The organism is Terriglobales bacterium (genome assembly GCA_035454605.1).
Classification (GTDB): domain Bacteria; phylum Acidobacteriota; class Terriglobia; order Terriglobales; family Acidobacteriaceae; genus DATMAB01.
On record DATIGQ010000105.1, the window covers coordinates 1 to 10,414 of the forward strand.

The 10,414-nt window shown below is 63.4% G+C and carries 9 protein-coding genes; 6 read left to right on the forward strand and 3 right to left on the reverse strand.

Translation table 11 applies throughout. From position 1 onward, the window contains the following. The 5 genes from VLE48_07430 to VLE48_07450 form a co-directional block, all read left to right on the forward strand. On the forward strand, positions 1-1,669 hold a 1,669-nt coding region (locus tag VLE48_07430; GenBank protein HSA92825.1), incomplete at its 5' end, for a hypothetical protein. Between the two features lie 4 nt (positions 1,670-1,673). Next, the gene (locus VLE48_07435; GenBank protein ID HSA92826.1) at positions 1,674-2,489 is read left to right on the forward strand and encodes a TatD family hydrolase; all 816 of its coding nucleotides are present in this window, start codon (positions 1,674-1,676) and stop codon (positions 2,487-2,489) included. 44 nt (positions 2,490-2,533) lie between these two features. Next, positions 2,534-3,031, forward strand: coding sequence for a YajQ family cyclic di-GMP-binding protein (locus VLE48_07440; GenBank protein ID HSA92827.1), 498 nt, complete (start codon positions 2,534-2,536; stop codon positions 3,029-3,031). Position 3,032: 1 nt separating this feature from the next. Further along, entirely contained in the window at positions 3,033-4,022 is a 990-nt protein-coding gene (locus VLE48_07445) for a polyprenyl synthetase family protein (protein HSA92828.1), read from the forward strand. Positions 4,023-4,119: 97 nt separating this feature from the next. Beyond that, positions 4,120-4,704 (forward strand): class IV adenylate cyclase, encoded by a 585-nt coding sequence (locus VLE48_07450; GenBank protein HSA92829.1) that lies wholly within the window; start codon positions 4,120-4,122, stop codon positions 4,702-4,704. A 53-nt stretch (positions 4,705-4,757) separates the two neighbouring features. On the opposite strand, the gene VLE48_07455 is transcribed toward VLE48_07450, so the two are convergent. Further along, the gene (locus VLE48_07455) at positions 4,758-5,204 is read right to left on the reverse strand and encodes a hypothetical protein (GenBank protein HSA92830.1); all 447 of its coding nucleotides are present in this window, start codon (positions 5,202-5,204) and stop codon (positions 4,758-4,760) included. 178 nt (positions 5,205-5,382) lie between these two features. On the opposite strand from VLE48_07455, the gene VLE48_07460 reads away from it, so the two are divergent. Further along, entirely contained in the window at positions 5,383-6,930 is a 1,548-nt protein-coding gene (locus tag VLE48_07460; GenBank protein ID HSA92831.1) for a glycosyltransferase family 39 protein, read from the forward strand. Here the strand turns inward: VLE48_07460 and VLE48_07465 are convergent. After that, positions 6,927-7,247 carry a multidrug efflux SMR transporter gene (locus tag VLE48_07465; protein HSA92832.1) on the reverse strand — a complete coding sequence of 107 codons (321 nt, stop codon included), beginning with the start codon at positions 7,245-7,247 and terminating at the stop codon, positions 6,927-6,929. The two genes, VLE48_07460 and VLE48_07465, sit on opposite strands and share 4 nt — an antisense overlap. 112 nt (positions 7,248-7,359) lie before the next feature. Beyond that, positions 7,360-10,344 carry a preprotein translocase subunit SecA gene (secA, locus tag VLE48_07470; protein HSA92833.1) on the reverse strand — a complete coding sequence of 995 codons (2,985 nt, stop codon included), beginning with the start codon at positions 10,342-10,344 and terminating at the stop codon, positions 7,360-7,362. Positions 10,345-10,414: the final 70 nt, after the last annotated feature.

Below are 10,414 nucleotides of genomic sequence, written 5' to 3' on the forward strand. Positions count from 1 at the left end.
GGTCAATATGCCGGGCCTGTTCTGGCAACCCCTGGTGATGGCTTCCCTATGCGGCCTGCTCGGCCGCCGGGCCGAAGCCGCCGCGGCAGTGAAGGAACTGCTCGCGCTGGATAAGGACATCGAACGGAACGCGCGCCATTACATCGAGTGCTGGCACTACTCCAGCGGCCTGATGGACCGCATCCTGGAGGGACTGCAGAAGGCAGGCCTGAGGGTTGCCACCGTCTCTTCCGGAGAGCCGGAGAGCGCCGGGAAATCCATCGCGGTGCTTCCGTTCGCCAACCTGAGCAGCAGCCCGGATGACGAGTACTTTAGTGACGGCATCACCGAGGAGATCACGAACGCGCTGGCCAGAGTGCCGGGGATGAAGGTCGCCGCCCGGACGTCGGCCTTTTCGTTCAAGGGCAAGAATGTGCCGGCTGGCGAAATCGGCCGGAGCTTGAATGTGGGCACGATCCTGGAGGGCAGCCTGCGCCGGGCGGGAAAGAAGCTGCGGATCACCGCGCAACTGGTCAACGTTGCGGATGGATGCCACTTGTGGTCGGAGCGGTATGACCGCGAGCTCGACGACATCTTTGCGGTGCAAGATGAGATCGCCACGGCCATCGCCAGGAAGTTCGAGGTTTCCGCCGGCGGCCCAAGCGGGCCGCTGGTCAAACCCGCCACGCGCAACATGGAGGCGTATGAGCTCTACTTGAAGGGCTTGCACGCCCGGCAACACTTCGGCACGAACCTCACCGGGGCGCTTGATTTCTTTGAACGGGCGGCGGCCCGAGACCCTGAATTTGCGCCGGCCCACGCCAGCTTGGCCCAGACCTACTCCACGCTTGCGCTTACGGCGGCTTTGCGGCCGAGCGACGGAATGCCCAAGGCCAAGGCTGCTGCCATGCGTGCCCTGGAGCTGGACGGCAGTCTGGCCGAAGCTCACTGTGCTCTCGCGGTGGTGAGCATGCTTTACGACTGGGATTGGGAAGCGGCGGAAAAAGGCCTGCTGCGCGCGCTTGAGCTTAGTCCTAACGATTCCCAGGCGAGCTTCTACTACGGACACTTCTATCTTGCGTACGTGGCCGGGCAGCCAGAAAAGGGCGCTGAGCTTTGCCGCCGGGCGTGGGAAGGCGATCCGCTAGCCGGGTATGCGCTGCACGGATTAGCCTCGGACCTGGTGATTCTTGAGCGAAATCGCGAACTGATCGAGTTATGCCGGCGGGAGCTGGCCCGTGACCCCTCTGCATTTCATCTGCAAAGGCTGCTGGGCCTGGGCTTGCTTGGCGAGTCGCGCCTCGACGAGGCGCAGGCGGCGATGGAAGAAGCGGTGCGTACCTCCGGGCGACATGCGTGGGCGTTGTTTGAACTGGGAATGCTTCACGCGCGTTGTGGCCACAGGGCTGAAGCCGAAGCCATACAGGAGGAACTGGTGTCCCGCTCGCGGGTGGCCTACCTTCAGTCCGGTATTCTTGCCGCGATTCCGGCATGGCTCGGCCGCTTCGATGAGGCACTCGCGCTCCTGGAGCGAGCTATTGAAGAGCGTGACTGTACTCTGCTGGCCATTCCGGTCTGGCCGACCTGGTCGGCCCTGTGGAACCTGCCGCGCTGCCCGGAACTTCTCAAGCGGATCGGTATCACCAAGCCTGCTCCGAGCGGAGCTGAGTCCCGACTGAAGCAGGGTTGACATCTTGTTCGTAGACTCCCACGCACATCTGGAAATGCCGCAGTTCGACGCGGATCGCGAGGCCGTGTTTGCGCGGGCGCGCGAGGCGGGTGTGGAGGCGCTGGTGGCGATCGGTTCGGGGACCGGGCCGGGGTCGCTGGACTGCGGTATCACTTTCGCCGAGCAGTACGACTGGGTGTATGCGACGGTGGGCATCCATCCGCATGAAGCGAAGCTGGCAGAAGAGAGCGACTTCGCGGAACTGGAGAAGCTGGCGCAGCACAAGCGGGTGATCGCGTGGGGCGAGATCGGTCTCGATTTCTACTACGACCACTCGCCGCGAGAGACGCAGCGCGCCGTGTTCGTGCGGCAGATGGAGATGGCGCGGGCGGCGAAGCTGCCCATCGTGATCCACTGCCGGCCGTCGGACGGAAGCACCAATGCCTGGGAGGAGTGCCTGGAACTGATGGGAAAGCACTGGGCGTCCGCGGGGATGGGAGGGATCCTGCACTGTTTCACGGGCTCGACGGAGCACATGCGCCGGGCGCTGGACATGGGGTTTCTCATCTCCTTTGCGGGCAACGTGACGTTTGCCAAGGCGGAAACCATCCGGCAGGCGGCGCGGGAAGTCCCCCTGGAGCGCATGCTGATCGAGACGGATGCGCCCTTCCTGGCGCCGGTGCCGCACCGGGGGAAGAGGAATGAACCGGCGTTCGTCCGACAGGTGGCGGAGCGAATCGCGGAGGTGCGGAGCGTACCGTTGGAGCAGATCGCCCGGGAAACCTCGTCTAATTTCTACAATTTCTTCGCACGCTACGAAAAAATAGATCCCCTTCCCTGAATAGTGCACATCGGCCGAGGAACAGGTACAGTAGAACTTCGACCATGGCAGACAATTCCTTCGACATCGTGAGCCGGGTGGACCTGCAGGAGGTGTCGAACGCGGTCCAGCAGACGCTGAAGGAAGTGCACACCCGCTTCGACTTGAAGAATTCGAAGTCGGACATACAGATCGAGGGTAAGGACGCGATCGTGCTCGCGTCGGAGGACGAGTTCAAGCTGAAGGCGGTGAACGACGTGCTGCAGCAGAAACTGGTGAAGCGTCACGTTCCCCTGAAGGCGCTGAGCTACGGCAAAGTGGAACCGGCGGCAGGGAGCACGGTGCGGCAGCGCATCACCATGCAGCAGGGTATCCCGGTGGAGAAGGCGCGGGAGATCGTGAAGGTCATCAAAGACTCGAAGAAGAAAGTGCAGGCCTCCATCCAGGGAGACACGGTGCGGGTGAGCGGGCGGGACCGCGACGTGCTGCAGGAGATCATGGCTCTGCTGCGCGGAAACGACTTCGGGATCGACATGCAGTTCACCAACTACCGCACCAATTGACGTGAGCACGCCGGCCACAACCCGGGGCAAGGAAGTCTTCGAGCTGCTGCGCGAGGACCTGGCGGCCATCGAGCGCGAGTTCGGCCGCGAAACGGTGTCGCGCACGGCGGCCATCACGGAGATCGGGGCGCACCTGCGCGCCGGGGGAGGCAAGCGCATACGGCCATCCCTGCTGCTGCTGGCGGCGAAGCTCTACGGAAAGAACGGGACGACGGTGATCCGGTTGGGCGCGGTAGTGGAGATCATCCACACGGCCACGCTGGTGCACGACGACATCATCGACGAGGCGGAAACGCGCCGTGGGCAGCCTTCCGCCAACCGCACCTGGGGAAACTCGCGCTGCGTGCTGGCGGGCGACTGGCTGTACATGCAGGCCTTCAAGATCGCCGTAGCGGAACGCAACTTTCGCGTGCTGGACGTGCTGATCGACCTGACGCAGCAGATGGTGGAAGGCGAACTGATGCAGGCGGAGGCGCTGGGTCGGGCCGTCTCGCTCGACGAGCATCTGGACCTGATCCATCGCAAGACAGCGTGCCTGTTCTCCACCTGCATGCGGCTGGGAGCCATCGTGGGACGGGCGCCCGAGCACGAGGAAGAAGCGCTGGCGGAATACGGGCGCAACCTGGGGCTGGCCTTCCAGGTGGTGGACGACCGGCTGGACCTGACGGCTTCCCAAGACATGCTGGGCAAGCCGGTAGGCAGCGACTTGCGCGAAGGCAAGGTGACGTTGGCGGTGATCCATGCGCTGGAGCGGTGTTCGCCCGAGGAACGGCACCAGATCGAGACCGTGCTCCACGAGCGGGCGTTCGCCAGCGTCAGCCTCAGCGAAGTGCTGAAGGTCCTGAGCCGCTACGGGTCACTGGACTGGGCCATGGCGGAAGCGCATCGCTATGCGGATGCGGCACGCCGCAGCCTCCGCGAGTTTCCGGATTCGGAGATCAAGCGGGCCCTCGAGTGGGCGGCCGAGTTTGTGGTGGAAAGAGAGAACTGAAGCAATCCGCTTCTAGCTGCTACCTGTTGGCTACCGATTGCCAACCGCCTATTGCCTGCTCGAGCGCTTATACTTCCCCGCGCACCCTTCGACGCGCATGGCATCTCACAAAGAAGTCGAGATCAAGTTCCGAATCACCGACCTGAAGGCACTGGTGCGGAAGCTGCGGGCGGCGGGCTTCCGGCTGCGGACGCGGCGGACGCACGAGATGAACACGCTCTACGACCTGCCGGACCTTGCTCTGCGCAGACGGGGCGAGCTGCTGCGGCTACGGCGCTACGGGAAGAAGTGGACGCTGACGCACAAGTCGGCGGCGAAGATCGGGCGGCACAAGTCCCGCGTGGAACTGGAAACCGTTGTCGAGGACGGTGGAAAGCTGGGTAGCGTGTTGCGGGCGCTGGGCCTTGTGCCCACCTTCCGCTATGAGAAGTTCCGCAGCGAGTGGACCGACGGGCGTGGACACGTGGTGGTGGACGAAACGCCGATCGGGAACCTGGCGGAAATCGAGGGCCAACCCCGGTGGATCGACGGGGTGGCGAAGAAGCTCGGCGTGGCCCCGAAGGACTACATCACGGATTCGTACGCCGGCCTGTTTTTCAAGTGGAAGGCGCGGACGGGAAGCGCAGCGGAAGAGATGACGTTTCGTGCGGTGAAGGAGGCGGGGCGGAGAGACAGGAATTGAGTCATTGACTCAAATGAATCCATGTACAACCGCGAGTCGTCAGCGTTGCGGCTTCAGGCAGCCTTGGCGGTACGGGCGCGCTCGTAGCCGACGGCGGCGTAGTAGAGAGCGCGGTCGAAGAACTGGTCCAGCGCCTGCACCAACTCGAGCTCTCCGTAGAGTTCCATGGGATTTTCCATGAAGACCTCCAAGCGCAGGAAGTCGTGCAGGTGCTGCTTGGTGCACAGAAAAGCCCACAGGAACTGGCTGAAGGCCACACCCTGAGCGGCGCGACGGGCGCCGATTTCGAGGTAGCGGCGCTCAATCTCCGCCTCGCTCTTGCCCAGCAGCCAGTCGCTGAGGTTGCGGTAAATCTCGTAGGTGCGCTCCTCGAGTTCGTCGGCCGGGACGCGGCGACGGAGGTCGCTGAAGCGCTCGGAAGACTGCAGCTTGTTGAGCAACCCTTGAGAGAGCTCCGAGGAGCGGGATTCGATCATCTGTACGAGCCGGGCGGTGAGCATGGGCGCCTCCTCTCGTGGTTCCTAAGGACATTCTACTGCTGCCGGCCGCGCAGGGGGCTGTGCCGCCGGTCACTCCGGAAGGTGACGGCGGGCCGGGTCCCCCGTCCAAAGGCAACAGAAACCGAGATAATTGCGGCCGTCCGAGAAATGCTGTCGAAACCATGCTAGAAAGTGACCCATGGGCGTGAACCCTCCTGCGGTCCCGAACGCCAAGGGACGCGGCGAACTGGCAGTGGTTGCCATGTTCGCGGCCGCCAAGCTCCTGCTGCATTTAGGGACGGCGTCAAACTACGGGTACTTCCGCGACGAGCTTTACTTCATTGCCGCCAGCGACCACCTCGACTGGGGATACGTGGACATGGCTCCCATGATCGCGTGGGTCACGCGGCTGATGCGCCTTCTGCTGGGAGATTCACTGTTCGCAATCCATGTGCTCCCGGCGCTGGCGGGCGCGGGAAAGATCGTGCTGACGGGACTGATAGTGCGGGAGCTGGGTGGGCGGCGGTTCGCCATCGCGCTGGCCTGCCTGGCCGTGATGCTGGCCCCAGTCCATGTAGTAGTGGACAGCCTGCTCTCCATGAACACATTGGAGCAACTGCTGTGGACAGCATGCGCGTACTGCGTGGTGCTCGCCATCCGGCGGGAACAACCGAAGTACTGGCTGTGGTTTGGAGCGCTGGCGGGACTCGGCCTGGAGACCAAGCACTCCATGCTGTTTTTCGGCTTCGCCGTCTTTGCCGGCCTGCTGCTGACCCGCGAACGGCGCGTCTTCCGCGGGAAGCACATTTGGATCGCCGGGGCCATCGCCTTGCTGCTGTTCTTGCCCAACGTGGTGTGGCAGGTGCAGCACGGGTATCCCACGCTGGAAGGACTGCGCAACGTGCAGCGCCAGCACAAGAACGTGGTGTTCTCGCCGCCGCAGTTCCTGGTGGAACAGGTGATGCTCATGCTGCCGACCAGCGCGCCGCTCTGGGTCGCGGGCCTGTGGTTCTACTTCTTCGACAAAGGCGGCCGACGATACCGAGTCTTGGGCTGGACCTACATCGTGCTGCTGATTCAGATGATGGTGCTGCACGGGAAGCCTTACTACCTGGCGCCAATCTATCCCATGCTGCTGGCCGGGGGCGCTGTGTGGGTGGAAGAGCTCGCGGATGGGCGGCGATGGCGCTGGCTGAAGCCGGTGAGCGTGGCACTGATACTGCCGCTCGGGGTGGTGTCGTTGCCGGCGTTCCTGCCGCTGCTGCCTCCGGAACAGGCAGCAACCTACATGGACCGGATGCGGCTGCGACCGTCCAAGACCGAAGTCGGGCACCTGGGTGCTCTGCCACAGTATTTCGGCGACCGCTTCGGCTGGCCGGAGATGGTAGAGGCGGTGGCGCGAGCCTACAACGCACTGCCTCCGGAGGAACGCGCACAGACCGGAATCTTCGCTAACAATTACGGCGAGGCCGGAGCGATCGACTTGCTGGGAAGGAAGTACGGGCTTCCGAAGGCGACCTCACCGCACCAGAACTACTTCTACTGGGGACCAGGGGAACAGAAGCGGAACTACATCGTCCTGCAGGACGAGGAAGAGGACTTGCGCAAGGTCTGTGACTCAGTTGAGGTGGTGGCGGTGCTCGACCATCCCTACGCGATGGAGGAAGAGCGCCGACCGGTACACCTGTGCCGCGGGGTGCGACTCAACCTGAAGGAGCGATGGCCGAGTATGAAGCACTGGAATTAGCGCGCGCCGAACAGGCGCAGGCCGGCGATGCCGATAACGATGAGCGCGATGCTGGCCAGGCGCGGCGCGTGGTGGGACTCGGCGAACAGGATCATGCCCAGGATGGCGGTGCCCACGGCGCCAATGCCGGTCCAGACGGCGTACGCCGTCCCGATGGGCAGCTTCTGGGCAGCAAGTCCCAACAGCCAGAAGCTGGCAAACCCGGCGGTAAAAACGATGCCGGTGGGCAGAGCGCGGCTGAAGCCTTCGGAGTACTTCAGGGCGATGGCCCAAACGATCTCGAATACTCCGGCAAGGAACAGGTAGAACCAGGGCATGAGTCACCTCAACGGTTGTAGCGGGGATAGGGGTCCTCGACTCGCGCTCTCTCGGAATGACAAGAAGGCACGCGGGAGCCCCCCTGACTCAGAATGACAGCGAAACAAGACCTCAGGCGCCGGCGCCGCAGCACTTCTTGTACTTCTTGCCGGAGCCGCAGGGGCAGGGATCGTTGCGGCCTACCTTGGCGGAAGAGCGCACCACCTGCTGCACGGGCTGGTAGTCGCCGGAGCCGGCCAGGCGCGCGGCCTCGAGCTCGCGGCGCTTACGGCGCTGAAATTCCTGCTCGATCTCGTCGATGGAGGTGGCGCGCGGGCGGCGGCCGCCATCCCCTGAGGGGCGAGCGGCTGGAACGCGGGCGCCAGCGCCTTCCGCTTCGGCCTCCTCCGGAATACGGCGTTCCACTTCCGGGCCGCCGCTGACCACCTGCATGAGGTAGAGGTAGCGGACGGTTTCATCCTGGAAGCGCTGCATCATCTCCTCGAACATCTGGAAGGACTCGCGCTTGTACTCGACCAGGGGATCCTTCTGGCCATAGCCGCGCAAGCCGATGCCTTCCTTGAGGTGATCCATGGAGAGCAAGTGGTCTTTCCACTGGCTGTCCAGGACGCTGAGCATGATGAGGCGCTCGTGGTAGCGCATGGCCTCGGAGCCGATGAGTTTCTCTTTGGCGGCGTAGCGCTCACGGAGTTGTTCGAAGACGGCATCGCCGAGCTCAGTGCGGTTGAGCTTTTCGGGCTGGATGCCTTCGGCGAGGATGTCGACACCGAAACGGGTGAAGAGCTGGTTCTTGAGCGCGGTCAGATCCCAGTCGTCGGGATGAGCTTTCTCCGGGCAATACTGCCCGAGGAGGTCGGAAAGGATGGCGGCCACGTAGCCGTCCTCGCCGACGATGAGGTCGCGCTGGTCGAGGCCCTCGAGCAACTGGCGGCGGAGGCCGTAGACAGCCTCACGCTGCTTGTTCATGACGTCGTCGTACTCCAGCAGGTGCTTGCGAGCCTCGAAATTCTGCGACTCCACCGCCTTCTGCGCGGCCTCGATGCGGCGAGTGATGAGGCGGCTCTCGATGGGCACACCTTCTTCCATACCCAAACGCTTGAGCATGTTGGAGACCCACTCGCGGGCGAAGATGCGCATCAAGTCGTCTTCGAGCGAGAGGTAGAAGCGGGAAGAGCCGGGATCGCCCTGGCGGCCGGCGCGTCCGCGGAGCTGGTTGTCGATGCGGCGCGCCTCGTGGCGTTCCGTACCCAGGATGTGAAGGCCGCCCAGGGTCACGACTTCATCGTGTTCGGAATCGGTTTGATGCCGGAAGCTCTCGAAGACCTGGTTCCATTGCGCCAGCGGGACTTCGTACTCGTTGCCCTGGTAATAGAACAGGTTCATGTCCTCGGACTCGGCACGGGCCTGGATCTTGCCGACCGCGGCGGCCAGCGGACGGGCCACACCGCGCTTCACCAACTCCTGCTTGGCCATGAAGTCGGGATTGCCGCCCAGCAGGATGTCGGTGCCGCGGCCGGCCATGTTGGTGGCGATGGTGACGGAATCCTTGCGGCCGGCCTGGGCCACGATCTCCGCCTCGCGCTCGTGGTATTTGGCGTTGAGGACCACGTGCGGCACGCCGCTCTTCTTCAACAGGTCGGAGAGCCGCTCGGATTTTTCGATGGAGGTGGTGCCCACCAGCACCGGGCGGCCGGACTCGTTGAACTGCTCGATCTCCTGGGCGACGGCGTCGTATTTTTCCTTTTCCGTGCGGAATACGACGTCCGCGTGCTCGGCGCGCAGCAGAGTCTTATTGGTGGGAATCACCATCACGTCGAGCTTGTAGATCTTGTCGAACTCGGCGGCCTCGGTCTCGGCGGTACCGGTCATGCCGGCGAGCTTCTTGTACATGCGGAAGTAGTTCTGGAAGGTGATGGTGGCGAGGGTCTGGTTCTCGCGCTCGATGGTGACGCCTTCCTTGGCCTCGATAGCCTGGTGGAGGCCGTCGGACCAGCGGCGTCCGGGCATGAGGCGGCCGGTGAACTCATCCACGATGATGACTTCACCGTCTTTCACCACATACTGCACGTCGCGCTTGTAGAGCGAGTGCGCCTTCACGCCGGTTTCGACGTGGTGCTTGAGGGCCCAGTTCTCGGGGTCGGCGATGTTGCCGATGCCCAGCAGCTTTTCGACTTTCTCCCAGCCTTCATCGGTGATGGTGATGGTGTGGTGCTTCTCATCCATGACGAAATCGCCGGTGAGGACCTTGGTTTCGCCTTGACCGATTTCTTCGCCGCGCTCCAGCTTGGGGATGATGCGGTTGACGCGGTAGTACTTGTCGGTGGATTCCTCACTGGCGCCGGAGATGATGAGCGGGGTGCGGGCCTCGTCGATGAGGATGGAGTCCACCTCGTCCACGATGCCGAAGTTGTGACCGCGCTGCACACACTCGGAAAGATCGAACTTCATGTTGTCGCGCAAATAGTCGAAGCCGTACTCGTTGTTGGTGCCGTAGGTGACGTCGGCAGCGTAGGCTTCGCGGCGCTCGTTGTCGTCCAGGCCGTGGACGATGACGCCCACCGTAAGGCCGAGGAAGCGGTAGATCTGGCCCATCCACTCCGAGTCGCGCTTGGCCAGGTAGTCGTTCACCGTAACCACGTGCACGCCGCGGCCGGGCAAGGCGTTCAGATAGACCGGCAGGGTCGCAACCAGCGTCTTGCCTTCGCCGGTCTTCATCTCGGCGATCATCCCCCTGTGCAGCACCATCCCGCCGATGAGCTGAACGTCGAAGTGGCGCATCCCCGTAGTGCGGCGCGACGCCTCGCGCACTACGGCGAAAGCTTCGACGAGTATCTCGCCGAGCGCGTCATCGATGGCGCGCCTGAGCGCCCTCCGGACATCCTCCGGGGTCTCGCCCGAAAGGTCTGCCTCGGCCACCTGGCTCTCTATGAGCTCGCGGAACTTCGCGGTGCGCGCGCGCAGCTCGTCATCCGACAGCCGCTCCATCTCAGGCTCCAGCGCATTTATCTCAGCGACGACGGGCCACAATCGCTTGAGCAACCGCTCGTTGGCGCTGCCGAAAACCTTGGTTGCGACTTTATTGAATATTGCAGTCATTTCCTCACTCTATTCTCGGTCTGCCGACCGATCATCAAACCATAAAATCATACAGCCTGCTGACGTAAGG